Below are 16,251 nucleotides of genomic sequence, written 5' to 3' on the forward strand. Positions count from 1 at the left end.
GGATATTTATAATAATTTCTTTGTTTATAGAATGTTTTCCTAAACATGGATTGTAAAATGACCGTTAATATAAGGAGTGTGTTTTTAATTATTAAGAAGAGGTGTATTTTTTGGACGAACAGCACGTACCACACAACCCGCAGGAATCCTCAAGACAGATGTACATTCGGCATGGTCAAAATTATGGGGTAGATCCAAACAGGATGGCGGCGTTATCAACAACATACGGGAACTCTACTCTGTTTAGACGGTGGGGAGCAACAGTTTTTGATTGCATATTTTTTTATCTTGGGTATATTTGTTTCTTTATTTCTGTCATTCAAATAACGGATAGATGGTTTTGGCCTTTAGCGATTGCATCCCGTTGTATTCTGCTTATTGCTTTCTTCAGCTATTATTTGCTTTTGGAAGGTTACACAGGCTATACGCTGGGTAAGTTCGTCTTTCGTATTAAGGTGGTTACCGGGGAAGGTAAGCCTCCTGGTTTTCTTAAATCACTCATTCGTACGCTGCTCAGGCTAATCGATACCAATCCGTTGCTAATGGGTGGGATACCTGCTGGTATCAGCGTGTTAGTAACTGCATCAAGACAACGAATTGGTGATTTAGCTGCAGGTACATATGTTGTAAAGGTACGGGATTTAGAGCCGATTAGCAAAAAGACAATGAAACGTTCGCTGTTTATATTTTTTACCGCCATGGTGATCTTGGGAGCCTCGTTTGTAAATGCTATTTTTATACTGGCAAATAGTTACGCGCCTCCTGAAGCTCCAGTGAGCAAGAAAGAGCAAAGCTATGTGAGTAAAGATGGACGATTTCAAATCACAGCCCCACTGGACTGGTCAACAGATCCGGACCGTGAAGGAAAAGCAGAGATTGCGATATTTAATCCGTACATTCATAAGTCCGTTGTGGTACTATCCCACTCGAAAAAGCAATTGGGCAATATAACTCTCCAACAGTATGGTAAGAAAGCTGAAAATAACTTAACCAAAGAGTGGAACCTGTCCAGTGTAGGACCTGTCTCTAATACAACCATTCATGGATATCCTGCCCTTGAGTTCGCGATTAAAGGTAAAAAAGATGTGGATAAATATATCACCCACGTAGCGATTATAGAGACCGAAAAGGATTACTACCAGGTGCTAGGATATGCCCCAGCGTCTAAAGACGGCCGTTTAAAGAAAGAACTACACAACATTATCTATAGCTTCCGCGAGGTTCGTCATTAGTCAGCGTGGCTGGCAATAAAAAGGATAGACACAAAAAGCAGGTGCTCCTTAGAGCCCTGTCTTTTTGCGTACAACGATTCTTCACATCTATGATAAAATGGACTGACATGCTCGGCGACCTGCCTTATCATATTGTTCAGATGCACAATAAATTGGAAACCCTTTCATAAAGGTAGTACATTAAGGTACACTATATCACGATAGATAAAGGAGGAATCCGGATTTGTTTCAGCTCTCCGAAAAACAAGCCCAAGACATCGTAGACAAAATGATGAAGGATATTCCATACAATATCAATATAATGAATGAACGAGGCATCATCATTGGCAGCGGCGAGAGTGAACGAATCGGAACCATTCACCAAGGCGCTGTTCAGGCGCTCGAAACCGGGAAAATGATTGAAGTGTGGCAGGACGGCCACTATGAGAAAAGGGGAACCAACGAACCGATTGTCATTCATCATGAGTTAGTTGGCGTGATTGGTATTTCAGGCAATCCCGATGAAGTGCGTCCTTTTTGCAATATTGTTAAAACTACAGTATCTCTCCTAATTGAACAGCGCATCTCATTGGAGCATCTGGCCTATGAAGCCAATCGCAAAAAATCTGTGCTGGAAATGTTATTGAATCATCAGGGAGCCTATACGCAAAAAATAAAAAAAGAAGCAGCTCAATATCACATTGATTTGCTTCTAAAAACTTCGGCTGTATATGTAAAGTATCTGCCTGCTGATCCAGCTCATTTAGCCGAGTTGTCCAATATATTCATGCAGCATCCATCCTTTCGTATGGAGGAAGATTGTTATCTCGTCCTAATACAAAATCAGGAACCGACAGACAAACTGCTAGAGCCACTTGTGCGCAGCCATCCCGATGTGCTGATTACGGTCAGCAGACAAGAGCACAACATTGCGGATGTTTATATGCAAGCCAAGTCAGCTATGAATGTTTTACTGGCTTTGCGCCCGCCTGTGCAAAAAATTTCTTTTGCGGAAGTCGAATTTCTGGTCAAATTGAGTCAAACGAACCTGACGAACACGATCTATCTGGTGAGCAAGCTGGAGGATACCGTGGATTTGCTGGATACGCTGCGAAGCTTTATTAACCATAACGGCAGTGTCTCCTTTACGGCAGATGAATTAAACATTCACCGAAATACGCTGCAATACCGCCTGAAGCGCATCCATACCTTAACTGGTAAAGATCCCCGGAATCTCCTTCAGCTTTTTGAGCTTACGCACGGCTTATTGGCACTGTATCAATGAACAGCTGTTTCACGCCCCTGACCATACGCCAGAAATATCATGTATCCGCTCGCCGCACTCCCAATTTCTCAGTCAATCCGGCTTTAGCTAAGCTCGGGATTACAGGCGAGCGCTCGTATTATTCGGTTCACTTCTCGCTGAATTGAAGTACTCTTGCGATATTCTCGCACGTACGCTCTACGTTTTGCGGCCCTTCGGCCAGCAGCTTACCGAGCTCCGAGGCTCCCGGTACGATGCCGAACACCGCATCTATTCCTTCCTTGTACAACGTGTCGATCCCTTCCCCGATATAACCTGCAACCGCAATAACCTTTTTGCCAGACTGTTTGGCCGCCTGAGCTACTCCATAAGGAGTTTTACCGAATTTAGTCTGAAAATCAATACCGCCTTCCCCCGTCAAAACGATATCGGCCGTGGCAAGCTTTTGTTTTAAACCGGTGTATTCAATCACAATTTCAATGCCTTTTTGCAGCGCCGCTTGAGTGAAAATCAATAAGCCCGCACCCAATCCACCTGCTGCGCCTGCGCCTGGGAGATCGCGCACATCCTTGCCTAGTTGCTGCTTCACCACATCGGCATAATGGGCAAGATTGGCATCCAATTGCTGCACCATCTCCGGGGTTGCCCCTTTTTGTGGCCCGAATACTTGAGAGGCCCCATGCTCTCCGCACAGCGGATTTGTCACATCACAGGCTACAATCAGTTGTACCTGCTGCAACCGGTCATCCAGTGATGAAATATCGACACTGGCCAGCTCGCCCAGACTACCGCCACCGCGCGGAAGAGTATTGCCTGTTGCATCCAGAAATCTGGCGCCCAGTGCTTCCGCCATTCCTGTACCGCCATCATTCGTCGCGCTTCCGCCAATGCCGATGATAATTTTTCGAATTCCCTGGTTCAGACATTCACGGATTAACTCCCCTGTACCGTAGGTGGTTGTCTTTAACGGGTTCTTGTTATCCTTGTTAACCAGATGGATTCCACTGGCGGATGCCATCTCGATTGCCGCCGTGGTGTCGTCTCCCAGCAAGCCGTATGCAGCAGTTACAGGTTCTCCAAGTGGTCCTGTCACCTCAATATAACGAACCTGTCCGCCTGTCGCATCCACCAGTGACTGCACCGTTCCTTCACCGCCGTCCGCCATCGGTACGTGGACGTAATTCGCTGCTGGATAGACCTTGCGCAGTCCTTTCTCCATCGCGATACACACTTCTTTAGCCGTCATGCTTTCTTTAAAAGAATCTGGTGCCAGCACAAATGTTTTCTCTCTCATCTTCTCACCCCATTGTAAATATTAAAGTAAAAATCCATACATGAGTGTCGCTACAATTGCCATCGTCCCACCCACAATAGCTTCGTAAGGAATCAATCCCATCCGTTGTTTAATGCTCATTTTCATGCTGTCTGCCGTGACGTGAAAATAGTTGCCCTGCGGCAAGGAATCAATGACTGTAGCTCCTGTATGCACCATCACAGCTGCGGCGAGCGGGGCCGTTCCCATGTTCAGAATGGCTTCCCCAAACGAGCCTGTCGCCAAAATAACTCCCGTCGAGGTGGACGCCGTGGCGGCTGCCATCAGAATACCTGCAAGCGGTGCCAAAAATGTACCGGAAACTCCCGAAGCTTCAATCAGGCCAACCACCTGTGCAGACAAGTTGGAGGCAGAGATCAGACCGGCAATCCCGCCTGCACCGATCAAAATCAGCACAGTCGCTGTCATTTTATTTAAACCGGAGGCCGAATACTTCAGGATATTGCGCCCTTGTCCCATGGCCAGCATACCCACAATCCCGGCGATCGGCAAAATGTACATCGCATCCACCTTGAAACTCGAAAGTGCTTCAATGCCGGAGATGGAACCAATCGGGTTAATCATCAGCAAAATAACAGCTACCAGCGGGGCTACAATCGCCCGTCCCAACGCTGGATATTTCGATGTATCGACATCACTGTCCATAATATCCTGGTCGGACACCTTCACACCTTTGGTTTTCAACATAGATGCCACCAATACAGTCATGATTAAACCGCATATCGCAGGAACCACGCCCGCCAACATCACGTGGCTTAAATCCAGATTAAATCCGCGCGCCGCCGCAATCGTATTAGGATTGGGAGAGATGATGTTCCCCGCTTTTCCGCCTCCAGACAAAGCCAACAGGAGCGCCAGCTTGGAAATCCCCATTTTGTTACCGACCGACAATGCAATAGGTGCCACAATCAGCACGGCAACGGGAATAAATACACCTACCGCCGTAATAATCATCGTCGCTAAGGCTAGTGCGAGTATCGCTTTACTACCGCCAAATTTCTTTACAATAGCCTGCGCAATCGTCTCCGCCGCCCCGGATTCCATCATTACGCCTGCCAATACACCTGCGGCAAGCACACGAATGACCGTCCCCATCACACTTTGCGTACCGCTTATTAACACGCTGATCGTCTGCTCCAGATTGGCTCCGCCCAATAAAGCGCCTACAATAGCTCCCAAAAATAAAGCATAAACCGGATTCAGCTTTCTTAATATCAGAATAATTGCAATAGCCAGCCCTGCCAGAGCCCCTATCCAACTGATCGTCAATCCTTCCATCTGTCTAACCCCCCGGGCAATTTTTGATTACGCTTTCATTATATCGATTGCTGTATGTGAAAAATATTGAAGAACAGACGAAATTGATTGTGCATTTGCACAAAAAAGTCCGAACAGGCTTACAAAACAAATTCAATGAATACGCTTGCAAATTTAAAATTTAAGATTATAATACCTGTATACAAGTATACTTGATTAATTGAGAAGGTGAAATGATGGTCGAATCAGAATTCCTATATCCCTCCAAATGGCTTTTAAAAGCCTCAGCTGGTGATCGCGTAACTTCCGAGCTTAGAATGCGCATTATTTCTGGCGGGATTGAAAGCGGTACCATATTATCTGAAAATAAACTAGCTGCTGATTTCACTGTAAGTCGCTCACCCATTCGTGAAGCGTTAAAAATACTGGCATCCGAAAATATCATTCGATTAGAAAGAATGGGAGCCGTTGTTATTGGTTTATCAGAAAAAGAAATAGAAGAAATTTATGATGTCCGTCTGCTCATAGAATCCTTCGTATTTGAACGTCTTGTAAACATGGACACTGATGATTTGGCGAAGGAACTTAGTAAAATACTCGAAATGATGAAAGTCGCCATTAAATATGGTGATGCTGATGAGTTTTCATATCAAGATGTCTTATTCCATGAAACGATTATTCGTGCAGTCAATCATTCTCATATTCTGATGATTTGGAATAATCTAAAGCCTGTTATGGAAAGTCTCATTCTTTTGTCGATGCGTATGCGTTTCAAAGAAAAGTATGAAGATTTTACACGGATTATAAACAATCACGAACTTTATATTGAAGCAATCAAAGCAAAAGATAGAGACCTCATGATCAAGTCTTTACATGAAAACTTTGATGATGTTCAAGGTAAAGTAGAAGACCTATGGATGTCACAACAAATGCTATCTAAAGGAGTCGTGCAACCAAATGACTAACTATATGTTGGGTGTAGATATCGGGACCACAAGTACGAAAGCCGTTCTATTTAGCGAAAAGGGCGAAGTCATCCAACAAGAGAATATTGGATACCCGCTTTATACACCGGACATAGCGACAGCTGAACAAAATCCAGAAGAGATATTTCAGGCTGTCCTACAGGCCATTTCGAATATCATGAAATATCACTCACAAAAAAAGCTATCGTTTGTTTCATTTAGCAGTGCCATGCATAGTGTCATTGCGATGGATGAACATGACCGCCCGCTTACGTCTTGTATTACTTGGGCAGATAATCGAAGTGAAGCATGGGCACATAAAATAAAAGATGAGCTGAATGGCCATGAAGTCTATAAACGAACAGGAACACCCATTCACCCCATGTCACCCTTAACAAAAATAGCTTGGATTGTGAATGATCTTTCTGAAACCGCTGTCAAGGTTAAAAAGTATATCGGAATTAAAGAATATATTTTCAAAAAGTTCTTTGATCAATATGTAGTGGATTATTCCCTAGCTTCTGCCATGGGCATGATGAATCTAGAAAAATTAGATTGGGATGAAGAAGCATTAAAAATTGCGGGTATAACCCCTTCTCAATTATCTGAGCTCGTGCCAACAACCCAGATATTTACCAACTGTGATTCAGATTTAGCAAAAAAGATGGGGATCGATCCACAAACATCGTTTGTTATTGGAGCTAGCGATGGAGTCCTTTCTAATCTAGGTGTAAATGCGATACGAAAAGGCGAGGTTGCCGTCACAATTGGGACAAGCGGTGCCATTCGAACCATTATAGACAAGCCTCAAACAGACGAAAAGGGAAGAATATTTTGTTATGCCTTAACAGAAAAGCACTGGGTTATTGGGGGGCCGGTGAACAATGGCGGGATGGTCCTTCGCTGGATCCGTGACGAACTTGCCTCATCAGAAGTAGAAACAGCGAAAAGACTAGGAATTGATCCATATGATGTACTAACCAAGATTGCTGAACGTGTAAGACCAGGATCTGACGGATTGTTATTTCATCCATACCTGGCTGGTGAACGTGCGCCTTTATGGAATCCAGACGTACGTGGCTCATTCTTCGGTTTGACGATGTCACATAAGAAAGAACATATGATTCGCGCAGCCCTAGAAGGAGTCATTTACAATTTGTACACCGTATTTTTGGCATTAACTGAATGCATGGACGGTCCTGTGACCCGAATTCAAGCTACTGGAGGCTTCGCGAGGTCAGATGTTTGGCGGCAAATGATGTCCGATATATTCGCATCTGAAGTCGTCGTTCCAGAAAGCTACGAAAGTTCTTGTCTAGGAGCTTGTATTTTAGGCTTGTATGCCACCGGAAAAATCCAGTCCTTTGAAGTCGTCTCTGAAATGGTTGGCAGTACCAACAAACATACACCAAAAGAAGAAGCAACCAAGGAATACAGGAAATTGCTGCCGATTTTCATTAACCTATCCAGAGTATTAGAAGACGATTATACACGGATTTCCAATTATCAAAGAAGCTTAATTAAACACTAAAAAGATAAAAAGCAGGGGGTAATTACAATGCCATTAGTTATCGTAGCGATTGGAATTTTAGCATTACTCGTTTTAATCATGGGCTTCAAATTGAACACCTTTATTTCATTAATCATTGTATCGTTCGGCGTCGCTTTAGCACTTGGAATGCCTTTAGAAGAAATTGTTAAAACCATCGAAGCCGGATTAGGCGGAACCCTTGGTCACTTAGCGTTAATCTTTGGACTTGGAGCGATGTTAGGTAAGTTGATCGCTGATTCTGGTGGTGCTCAACGAATTGCCATGACCCTCGTAGACAAATTTGGTGAAAAAAATATTCAATGGGCGGTCGTAGCTGCTTCATTCATTATCGGTGTGGCGCTATTTTTTGAGGTAGGATTAGTATTGTTAATTCCAATCGTATTTGCCATTTCAAAACAATTAAAGGTTTCTATCTTACATCTCGGTATTCCGATGATTGCAGCTTTATCCGTAACACACGGTTTCTTACCTCCACACCCAGGGCCGACAGTTATTGCCCGTGAATATGGCGCGAACCTTGGTGAGGTTTTACTTTACGGTTTCATTATTGCCATTCCAACCGTTATCTTAGCTGGACCTGTATTTACGAAGCTTGCCAAAAAACTCGTACCTGCATCATTTACGAAAACTGGTAATATTGCCTCTTTAGGTGAACAAAAAGTATTTAAGTCCGAGGAAACTCCTGGATTTGGAATCAGTGTATTTACTGCAATGCTTCCTGTCATTTTAATGTCTATTGCTACGATTATAACTTTGCTTCAAAAAACAATGGGATTTGAAGATAATAGTTTACTAGCAGCGATCCGTTTTATTGGTGATGCATCAACTTCCATGTTAATTTCCTTACTGGTAGCTGTCTACACCATGGGAATAGCAAGAAAAATCCCAATCAAAAATGTAATGGCATCTTGTACAACGGCTATTACTCATATTGGGATGATGCTCTTAATCATTGGGGGCGGCGGAGCCTTCAAACAAGTACTGATTAATGGCGGCGTAGGCGACTATGTAGCTGAATTATTCAATGGAACTACATTATCACCCATTTTACTTGCCTGGATCATCGCTGCAATCTTACGTATTTCCTTAGGTTCTGCAACTGTTGCAGCTTTAACAACCGCTGGTTTAGTTATACCGATGTTAGGACAATCCGACGTTAATCTTGCTTTAGTTGTGCTCGCCACGGGAGCGGGTAGTTTAATAGCTTCACATGTTAACGATGCTGGTTTCTGGATGTTTAAAGAGTATTTTGGTTTAAGCATGAAAGAAACATTTGCAACATGGACATTGCTTGAGACCATCATTTCGGTAGCCGGATTAGGATTTATTTTAGTACTAAGTTTATTCGTATAAACCACGATTCCCGGGCGGTAGATCCCCCACTTATTTTTCTTAGAATCTTCTAAGTTTATAAGTGAGGATCTACGGCCTATTCATTTCAAACAAAAGGAGCAGAAAAAATGTCCAACACAATTGGTGTCATTGGTTTAGGGGTAATGGGCCGTAATATCGCCTTAAACATGGCTGGTAAAGGCGAGCAAGTCGCTGTCTATAATTATACGAGGGATTTAACGGACGATCTTGTCAAAAAAAGTGAAGGTCACTCCATCCATCCCTACTACGAAATTCAAGATTTTGTCTGCTCCTTAAAAACTCCAAGGAAAATTTTCCTTATGGTAACAGCGGGCAAACCGGTTGATTCGGTAATAGGTACATTAGTACCCTTCCTTGAAGCAGGCGATGTGATCATGGACGGTGGTAACTCCCATTACAAAGATACGGAACGTAGATATGATGAATTGAAGTCAAAAGGAATCGGTTATTTAGGAATCGGTATTTCCGGCGGCGAAGTTGGGGCTTTACATGGACCTTCAATCATGCCTGGTGGAGATAAAGACGTATATGAAAAAGCAGCTCCTATTCTAACAAAAATAGCAGCCCAAGTGGGCGGAGATCCTTGCTGTGTTTATATGGGTCCAAAAGGATCCGGTCACTTTGTAAAAATGGTACATAACGGAATTGAGTACGCAGATATGCAATTAATCGCAGAAGTCTATACATTTTTAAGAAAGAGGCTATGTTTATCTGTTAATGAAATTGCCGACATCTTTGAAACATGGAATCAAGGGGAACTGAAAAGTTATTTAATCGAAATTACCGCAGAGATTTTACGAAAAAAAGATGAAATAACAGGCTTACCTCTGATCGATGTGATTCTGGATAAAACAGGGCAAAAGGGCACAGGTAAATGGACAAGTATTCAAGCAATTGATCATGGAATCCCATCATCCATTATTACAGAGTCATTGTTTGCCCGTTACATCTCCTCTTTAAAAGAAGAACGAGTTTATGCAGAAAATATCCTGACAGGCCCAGAGATTGATCAGCGAAGTTTAGATAAAAATGTGTGGATTGAGTACATTAGACAAGCTTTTTATATGGGTAAAATTTGTGCCTACGCGCAAGGATTTATACAATATAAAATGACTTCTGAGCTTTACGGATGGAATTTACCTTTACAGGATATTGCCCTTATTTTCCGTGGTGGTTGCATCATTCGTGCCAAATTCTTAAATGTAATAAGCGAAACATATCAAGAACAGCCGAATTTGGCTAATCTCTTAATCGCCCCGTATTTTGCTGAAAAGGTTAAAGAGTATCAATTGGGATTGCGAAAAGTAGTCTGTGAGGGTATTAATTCTGGTATTTCGTTTCCATGTTTAAGTGCTTCACTTACTTATTTCGATAGTTACCGGACAGGCATTTCAAATGCTAACCTTTTGCAAGCACAAAGGGATTATTTTGGTGCCCATACTTATGAACGAAGTGATGCAGCAGGGTCCTTTCATACAAACTGGCAGTGAACCATAGTCGTAGTAAATCTCCAGAGCCCTAATGAACTGGTTCTTCCCTTCATTAGGGCTCTTATTTTGAGTACATTTTCCCCACAACGCTCTTGTGTCTATATCATAAATAAAAGCTACATGACAAAACGATTAATACATGTGTTGATCCTTTAATCGGACCAGAACTTTACCAAATCGTCCTCCTTGCTGAACAGGGATTTTCTTCCCTGCGTACGTCTTTCTTAAATAGGTTTCTGCTTTCTGTAGCGACTGTTCATCTGTTGGCATCCCGAAGAATGAGAACCAGCCTAATGTATGTTTTACCGCCTCGTCCACCGACATCATTATGGTTTGAGTTTCACGAGTAATCAGAGTTTGAAAAGAATAGCCGTATATATTTAATAGTTGGATGATATAGAACATATCCGAAGTTTGTACTGGATCTTCCTTGGTTCCGACTACAGGGCGCAGTTCCTGAATCAGACTATGCTCCTTAGGTCCAGCAATCGTACTGATGTAACAAAACTGACTAGCACAAGCGAGCGCCTTCTCTACCATTTCCCAACCAAAAATAGCTGGACACATAGACGCAAAGACCAAATTAAATTTGTTTTGCCATCCATTCGTCTCAATAGATAACTCTTCAAATGGTTCCCGCACGATTTTAACGTTTCCCTTTATCGATGGCTTAATACTCTCTTCCATTAAGGCTGTCAACGGTCCTGAAGGCTCAACGGCGGTAACATGGGCCCCTTCCTCTGCAAAAGGAATACTGAAGACACCAGAGGCAGCACCAATATCCAGGATAGAGGAGTCTCTAATGGTAACTCCCTGTGTCCTTAGCCATCCCATAATTCTGGCTGTTCTCTTTATTCCCTCTTCATTAAATGCCTGCTGGTGGAAGCTTCTTGCCCTTGCCATATCATCAAACGAATGAGCCGGTACTGTTCCCGCTCTTAGCATTCGATTCACACCAGCTTCCGGATCTTTGATCCAAGCAGCCTTCCATATTTCGGGATCAAATAAAGACTGGGTCATTCATTAGACTTCCCTTCTACGAAATAGATTTTAAAGCGTTCTAATATCTATAATAAGAAGAAATCACGTCATAAACGAACTCCTTTCTTCCGTATTATGGATATGGAATGTTTGATAATCGATATTATAGACTAGTTATATCTTTTATTCAATCAAAAAAATTTAAATGCTGATTTAGTCCTCTGGATTAGCTGCAGCACTGACTAACAATCATACCCACACGCTGTACGGCACAAAAACTTCCTCGACGAATGCCCTTGTGCCTTCAAGCGTGTTGGTATCCCTGGCCCGAAAATCTTTATCTCATCTTTGAACGATTGAACTCGTTGCTTCTGTTGTTCCTTTTGCCTCACCATGTCCTGCACCAAATAGGTTCAGCACCACTACACCAATCACAATTAAAGCAATACCTACGATGCTTCCTGTGTTGATTTTTTCTTTCCAAATCAATACTGAAATCAGCGTTGTAGCTACAGCCCCTACCCCTGACCAGATGGCATAAGTCATATTTAGAGGTAGTGTCCTAAGAGATAAGGAGATAAAGAAAAAAGAGATCACGAACGCAACAATCATGAATAGAGTCGGATACAGTCTCGTAAAACCTTCTGAAGCCTTCAGCATTGAAGTTCCAATAAGCTCGCCAACAATAGAGATTGCTAAGAAAAGATAAGCCATTATTCATTCTCCTTTATATATGTTTTTAATTCTTCCATCATTTTTTGCCTCATTTCTTCATCGGGAGGAGCAAGCCCAAACATCTCGGCAAACCACAAGCCGTCTATAGCTAATCGGACTATCGTGGAACGAATCGGGTCCAATTCGTCGTTTTCAATTTTATTTTGGATATTCTCATACTCGTCCTGAAGTAACTTTAGCATTTGAGGGTTCGTAAACTGTGCTGCTGAAAGAGCGGTATACAGGTCACTTGCATTTCGATCGCCAGAAAATGATGTATTCATATACGCGCGAGTCCATCTTCCTTTGGAATGCATATCGTTTTCTGCTCTCTCATTAAATTCGGAGACAAAGCTGGTCGATAGTTGCTCAACCATTCCCAAAATCAATTCATCCTTATTCGGAAAATGGTAAAGCAACCCTCCTTTACTTATTCCCGCTTTCTTAGCCACCGCTTCTAACGTTAACTTCTCTACTCCTTCTTCGTGCACAATTATGGAGGCCGCTTTAAGAATTAATTCTCTTTTTAATGTTTTTTTAGTTGTATTCATTTTGATCACCACCCACTTTATTATACCGTCCAGACGGTTTTATTTCAAGTGGGTTAAAAATATGGCTTGGGTATGTAAGCCTAATTGAGTTGGATTAGGTTTTGATACGTTACGTTTAAGCTAAATAAAAAGAAGCCTTGGGCGTATAACATTTCAGCCAAGACTTCTTCAAATAAACATCTACCCATCCCAGACATTTGGCAAAAGTTTGCATCTGTTGGGTTTTAAGTGCCACCTATAGTTTAACTTTGCACATATTGTCTCAACCATTGAAGCGCGGGGCGTTCCGTGCCGTTAGAATTCAGCAGATGTGTGTTCGGCTTCCAAGTTTGTCCCTGGATATACCCCCAGAGCGTAACTCCCTTCACCGCAGAATGCTTCCATAATACCGGAAATTTCTCCTTGTATCTGGCAAGCTGGGTGTTGTCGTCGCCAGTTATATCCAGTTCCGACACATAGATTGGCAATCCTGTTGCCGCCAGCTTGTTCAGTACAGTGTTCATCGTGTTAACTGAAACAGTGTCCATGCTAAACTGGTGGCATTGAATACCAATTCCGTCAATTAGGCCTCTGCTCTTGAGCTGATTAATAATATTGACATATTGGTCGGTTAACGAAGGATCATTGATAATTCCATATTCATTGATCAGCAGCTTGGCATTGGGGAAGGCTTGTCTGGCCTGTTGGAACGACCATATGACCCAATCCCATCCGGTCGACCCGTCACCACCAATGGCATTGCGATAGGACGGCTTCTGATGCAGCGGCTCATTCACCACATCTACAAACTCCGCATTCGGATAGCGTTGACCTGCTGCTTTAATCCACTGTGTCACTTCCGCTTTCTGATCAGCAGCCGACAGCCCCCTAACCCAACCTGGCTCCTGGGCACCCCATACCAACGTATGGAACTTGAACGGGAAGCCATTGCTACGGGCATAATTGTAGGCGGTATCCGCCTGCGACCAGTTCATGTTGTTACGGTTGCCTTCAACCGATTCCCACTTAGTCGAGTTTTCCGGCGTCACCTGGTTCCAGTACGTTCCGAAACTTGCAGGGACACTTCCAGCAATGATATTCCCGAGGAATTTGCCACCGTTCGCCATACTGGCACTAGCCGGGTTTATCAGAGCTGATGATAACAACATACCCGCCAACGCCAAGCTGCTTACCAACTTGCCCACTTTAAATTTCGACATACAATCTCCTCCTCATACATATAGTTTTTAATCCTACCTCTAAATAAATCGCTTACATTTCCAATTATAAGAATGAAAGGTTATTATCCGCTACATGTAAAAGTAAAGATTTTACCCGAAAAACTTTACATCATTGCGAGGCGACTGAAAACCTGGTGCTCCTTTATCCCAAACAACTCCGAAATGACAAAAAAAGGTTGATGCAAAAAGTGATATGCTCCCCCTTACAGTAGCAAGTTTTAACCTGTCTACTTTTTTGGGAACATATCACTTTGGAGACTGCCCATTTAATAGTTTATGGATTAAGGGCTCTTGCAATTGCGTCTACATAACTTTGGCTAGCACGTTGGCTTACTTCTGCTTGTGGAACCATCCCTTCAAAATTGTGGAATGTGCCGGGATATAGATGGAATTCAACGTCTACGCCCGCTTGGGCAAGACGTGCCACATATTCGATCGTCTCATCTCGGAATAGATCGAGCTGGCCTACGCACGTATAGGTCGGCGGCAGGCCAGCCAAGCTTTCCGCTCTCGACGGCACTGCATATGGGGACACCTCGCTATCTTCGGTACGATTGCCCAAGTACATGTTCCAGGCCGCCAAGTTGTTCTTCCGGTTCCATGGTGCGTTATCTGCCGTAATTTCATGACTTGACACCGTAATACTGCGGTCATCGATCATCGGATACAGCGGCATTTGGAAAATGAGGGCTGGCCCGCCTTTGTCACGAGCCATTAAAGCAAGTGCTGCGGTCAGACCGCCGCCCCCACTTGCTCCGGCAATTGCGACCCGATCTACGTCGATGCCCAGCAGCTCCGCTTCGTCGGTCATCCACGTCAAAGCCGCATAACAGTCATCGATGGCAGCTGGGTAGGGATGCTCGGGAGCAAGTCGGTAATCGACCGATACGACGACGCATTTGGCTGCCTGCACGAAGCGTTCGCACAAAGCATCGTCCATATCAGGATGTCCCATCACATAGCCTCCCCCGTGAATCCACAGCATGGCCGGAAGCCTAACGTCAGTTCGCTGGGCAGGTTCGTAGATTTTGACTAATATCTCGCCTGCTATGCTCGGAATCATCCGGCTTGTCGTGCGTACGTGCTCCGACTGCTCAATAGGAGGACTCGACAAATAGCTTCTGCTCAGCTTTAAATTCTCTTCCAGTTGAAAACCAGGAAATTGTGCGATTACTGACCTTAATTCTGGGTACAAACGATTTTCAAAATCCACGCAAATCACTCCTATGTTTGGTTTTTATAATCTTTTCTCCGTCTCCGCTTCCCACTTGGCTATTTCCTTCCGAACTCGGGGTGCTACCTCTGTTCCTAGCAGCTCAATGGCTCTCATCACTTCCGCATGCGGCATCGTGCTTAACGGAACATACAGCATAAAGCGAGTAACACCTACATGTTTGCGAAGGTGAATAATCTTCTGGGCAACAGTCACTGGATCGCCGACATACAGCGCACCTTCAAAGCTGCGCGCGGCATCGTAGCTAGAACGATCATAATGTGCCCAGCCCCGCTCCCTGCCCAATCTATTCATACCTGCCATCGTAGAAGGGAAATATGTATCTGCAGCTTGCTCATTATTCTCTCCGACAAATCCTATCGAATGCGACCCAACCCTAAGCTTCGATTCATCATGACCGGCGTGCGCTGCTGCCTTCTTATAAAGCTGGACAAGTGGTGCAAAATTTACCGGATTCCCGCCAATGATCGCCAGCATCAAGGGTAGTCCTAACAGACCTGCCCGGATAGCAGAATCCTGCCTGCCCCCGCTGCCAACCCATATGGGTAAAGAATTTTGAACCGGCCGTGGATACACACCCAAATTGTTAATCGCTGGCCGATGCCCGCCCTTCCAGGTTACTTTTTCGGACTCCCGTATCTTAAGGAGCAATTCCAAATGTTGTTCAAACAGCTCATCATAGTCTTCCAAGTCATAGCCAAACAGTGGAAAAGATTCAATAAAGGAACCCCGACCCGCCATAATCTCCGCACGTCCATTTGAAATGCCATCCAGCGTAGCAAAATCCTGAAAAACGCGAACAGGGTCAGCTGAAGAAAGCACTGTTACTGCACTGGTCAGTCGAATCCGTTTCGTCTGTGCTGCAGCCGCAGACAGCACAACTGCTGGTGAAGATGCCGAATAATCCTTCCGATGATGCTCACCTACACCAAACACATCAAGTCCCACTTGATCAGCAAGGACTATTTCCTCGACAACTTCACGCAACCGCTGTGCGTGACTAATCACTTCACCTGTCTGAACGTCAGGTTTTGTTTCTACAAACGAAGTAATACCTATTTCCATGGTCCATCTCTCCTATTCTAGTAGCTTTCTTTGTATGCCA

General features: G+C 43.8%; 14 protein-coding genes. 6 read left to right on the forward strand and 8 right to left on the reverse strand.

Annotated features, from left to right (window positions below):
* Positions 1 to 101: 101 nt before the first annotated feature.
* A complete protein-coding gene (locus JOD82_RS24155; protein ID WP_312887712.1) occupies positions 102 to 1,232 on the forward strand; it encodes an RDD family protein in 1,131 nt (376 codons plus the stop codon).
* Positions 1,233 to 1,455: 223 nt separating this feature from the next.
* Complete coding sequence (locus JOD82_RS24160) at positions 1,456 to 2,496, forward strand: CdaR family transcriptional regulator (RefSeq protein WP_209950091.1); 1,041 nt, start codon at positions 1,456 to 1,458, stop codon at positions 2,494 to 2,496.
* 127 nt (positions 2,497 to 2,623) lie between these two features.
* On the opposite strand, the gene JOD82_RS24165 is transcribed toward JOD82_RS24160, so the two are convergent.
* Both JOD82_RS24165 and JOD82_RS24170 read right to left on the reverse strand, forming a co-directional pair.
* On the reverse strand, positions 2,624 to 3,769 hold the full coding sequence (locus tag JOD82_RS24165; protein ID WP_209950092.1) for a glycerate kinase family protein: 1,146 nt from the start codon (positions 3,767 to 3,769) through the stop codon (positions 2,624 to 2,626).
* A gap of 21 nt (positions 3,770 to 3,790) precedes the next feature.
* Positions 3,791 to 5,086 (reverse strand): GntP family permease, encoded by a 1,296-nt coding sequence (locus JOD82_RS24170; protein WP_025719225.1) that lies wholly within the window; start codon positions 5,084 to 5,086, stop codon positions 3,791 to 3,793.
* A gap of 212 nt (positions 5,087 to 5,298) precedes the next feature.
* Between JOD82_RS24170 and JOD82_RS24175 the strand changes: the two genes are divergently transcribed.
* The 4 genes from JOD82_RS24175 to gnd all read left to right on the forward strand — a co-directional run bounded on the left by JOD82_RS24175 (position 5,299) and on the right by gnd (position 10,446).
* The gene (locus JOD82_RS24175; protein ID WP_209950093.1) at positions 5,299 to 6,030 is read left to right on the forward strand and encodes a GntR family transcriptional regulator; all 732 of its coding nucleotides are present in this window, start codon (positions 5,299 to 5,301) and stop codon (positions 6,028 to 6,030) included.
* Positions 6,023 to 7,561, forward strand: a complete 1,539-nt coding sequence (gntK, locus tag JOD82_RS24180; protein WP_165145537.1) for a gluconokinase — start codon at positions 6,023 to 6,025, stop codon at positions 7,559 to 7,561. Before JOD82_RS24175 ends, gntK begins: the two co-directional genes overlap by 8 nt.
* A gap of 27 nt (positions 7,562 to 7,588) precedes the next feature.
* Positions 7,589 to 8,935 carry a GntP family permease gene (locus tag JOD82_RS24185; protein ID WP_029518877.1) on the forward strand — a complete coding sequence of 449 codons (1,347 nt, stop codon included), beginning with the start codon at positions 7,589 to 7,591 and terminating at the stop codon, positions 8,933 to 8,935.
* A 107-nt stretch (positions 8,936 to 9,042) separates the two neighbouring features.
* Positions 9,043 to 10,446 carry a decarboxylating NADP(+)-dependent phosphogluconate dehydrogenase gene (gnd, locus tag JOD82_RS24190; RefSeq protein ID WP_209950094.1) on the forward strand — a complete coding sequence of 468 codons (1,404 nt, stop codon included), beginning with the start codon at positions 9,043 to 9,045 and terminating at the stop codon, positions 10,444 to 10,446.
* 132 nt (positions 10,447 to 10,578) lie between these two features.
* Here gnd and JOD82_RS24195 read toward each other — a convergent pair whose 3' ends face one another.
* The 6 genes from JOD82_RS24195 to JOD82_RS24220 all read right to left on the reverse strand — a co-directional run bounded on the left by JOD82_RS24195 (position 10,579) and on the right by JOD82_RS24220 (position 16,211).
* Entirely contained in the window at positions 10,579 to 11,466 is an 888-nt protein-coding gene (locus JOD82_RS24195; RefSeq protein WP_209950095.1) for a class I SAM-dependent methyltransferase, read from the reverse strand.
* A 303-nt stretch (positions 11,467 to 11,769) separates the two neighbouring features.
* Entirely contained in the window at positions 11,770 to 12,141 is a 372-nt protein-coding gene (locus JOD82_RS24200; protein ID WP_209950096.1) for a DMT family transporter, read from the reverse strand.
* Positions 12,141 to 12,692: a TetR/AcrR family transcriptional regulator gene (locus JOD82_RS24205; RefSeq protein ID WP_209950097.1), complete on the reverse strand. Its 552-nt coding sequence runs from the start codon at positions 12,690 to 12,692 to the stop codon at positions 12,141 to 12,143. The genes JOD82_RS24200 and JOD82_RS24205 overlap by 1 nt, the downstream gene beginning before the upstream one ends.
* Positions 12,693 to 12,934: 242 nt before the next feature.
* Complete coding sequence (locus tag JOD82_RS24210; RefSeq protein WP_209950098.1) at positions 12,935 to 13,891, reverse strand: endo-1,4-beta-xylanase; 957 nt, start codon at positions 13,889 to 13,891, stop codon at positions 12,935 to 12,937.
* Between the two features lie 295 nt (positions 13,892 to 14,186).
* A complete protein-coding gene (locus JOD82_RS24215; protein WP_209950099.1) occupies positions 14,187 to 15,125 on the reverse strand; it encodes an alpha/beta hydrolase in 939 nt (312 codons plus the stop codon).
* A 24-nt stretch (positions 15,126 to 15,149) separates the two neighbouring features.
* The gene (locus tag JOD82_RS24220; RefSeq protein WP_209950100.1) at positions 15,150 to 16,211 is read right to left on the reverse strand and encodes an LLM class flavin-dependent oxidoreductase; all 1,062 of its coding nucleotides are present in this window, start codon (positions 16,209 to 16,211) and stop codon (positions 15,150 to 15,152) included.
* Between the last annotated feature and the right edge of the window lie 40 nt (positions 16,212 to 16,251).

Source organism: Paenibacillus sp. 1182 (assembly GCF_017833915.1).
Classification (GTDB): domain Bacteria; phylum Bacillota; class Bacilli; order Paenibacillales; family Paenibacillaceae; genus Paenibacillus; species Paenibacillus polymyxa_D.

Coding starts and splice junctions, on each gene's coding strand:
- JOD82_RS24220 (WP_209950100.1), bottom strand. CDS start 16,211: ATGGAAATAGGTATTACTTCGTTTGTAGAAACAAAACCTGACGTTCAG.
- JOD82_RS24185 (WP_029518877.1), top strand. CDS start 7,589: ATGCCATTAGTTATCGTAGCGATTGGAATTTTAGCATTACTCGTTTTA.
- gnd (WP_209950094.1), top strand. CDS start 9,043: ATGTCCAACACAATTGGTGTCATTGGTTTAGGGGTAATGGGCCGTAAT.
- gntK (WP_165145537.1), top strand. CDS start 6,023: ATGACTAACTATATGTTGGGTGTAGATATCGGGACCACAAGTACGAAA.
- JOD82_RS24200 (WP_209950096.1), bottom strand. CDS start 12,141: ATGGCTTATCTTTTCTTAGCAATCTCTATTGTTGGCGAGCTTATTGGA.
- JOD82_RS24205 (WP_209950097.1), bottom strand. CDS start 12,692: ATGAATACAACTAAAAAAACATTAAAAAGAGAATTAATTCTTAAAGCG.
- JOD82_RS24195 (WP_209950095.1), bottom strand. CDS start 11,466: ATGACCCAGTCTTTATTTGATCCCGAAATATGGAAGGCTGCTTGGATC.
- JOD82_RS24170 (WP_025719225.1), bottom strand. CDS start 5,086: ATGGAAGGATTGACGATCAGTTGGATAGGGGCTCTGGCAGGGCTGGCT.
- JOD82_RS24210 (WP_209950098.1), bottom strand. CDS start 13,891: ATGTCGAAATTTAAAGTGGGCAAGTTGGTAAGCAGCTTGGCGTTGGCG.
- JOD82_RS24175 (WP_209950093.1), top strand. CDS start 5,299: ATGATGGTCGAATCAGAATTCCTATATCCCTCCAAATGGCTTTTAAAA.
- JOD82_RS24165 (WP_209950092.1), bottom strand. CDS start 3,769: ATGAGAGAGAAAACATTTGTGCTGGCACCAGATTCTTTTAAAGAAAGC.